This is a genomic window from Chromohalobacter sp. HP20-39 (genome assembly GCF_033052815.1).
GTDB lineage: Bacteria > Pseudomonadota > Gammaproteobacteria > Pseudomonadales > Halomonadaceae > Chromohalobacter.
Window position 1 is genome coordinate 1 of record NZ_JAWHTP010000162.1, and the last position, 444, is coordinate 444.

Genomic DNA, 444 nt, shown 5'->3' on the forward strand with positions numbered 1-444 from the left:
CTTTGCACAACGCAGGGCGCGCGATGATCTGCTGCCCACCAAGAGCCGTCTTGTGTGTGGATGGCATGTGGTCCCCCCCGGTCGGGTGCCCCCGGCTGGACTTGTTGACGGGAGTCTCGGGTGTTCTATGCCAAGGCGGAGCAGTCTGCCATACGCCGTTCGGCCGAGGTGATGGTTTCAGGCTTCAGCCACCTTGGCTCCACGCTCCTTCAACAGCTCGCGCAGCACCGAGCGGTGGCAATGCGCTTCGTCCTCGCAATAGCAGCCGACGGAGAGATTGGTCTGGTGTGACAGCGCGGCCAGCATGTCGAGCAGGCGCGCGGCATCGCCGTCTCGCATTTCCGTGCGGAAGTGGCGCACGAAGGTCTGCCAGCCTTTCTCGTCATGCGCCGCCTGTGCAGCCTGGGCCTGCTTGACGAGTTCCGGCGTGGGCGAGAGCAGCGG

General features: G+C 65.1%; 1 protein-coding gene. It reads right to left on the bottom strand.

What is annotated here, in order from left to right; all coding sequences use genetic code 11:
• Positions 1 to 177: 177 nt before the first annotated feature.
• Positions 178 to 444: DUF488 domain-containing protein (locus RVY79_RS17445; RefSeq protein ID WP_317465747.1), on the bottom strand; the 267-nt coding region annotated here is incomplete at its 5' end.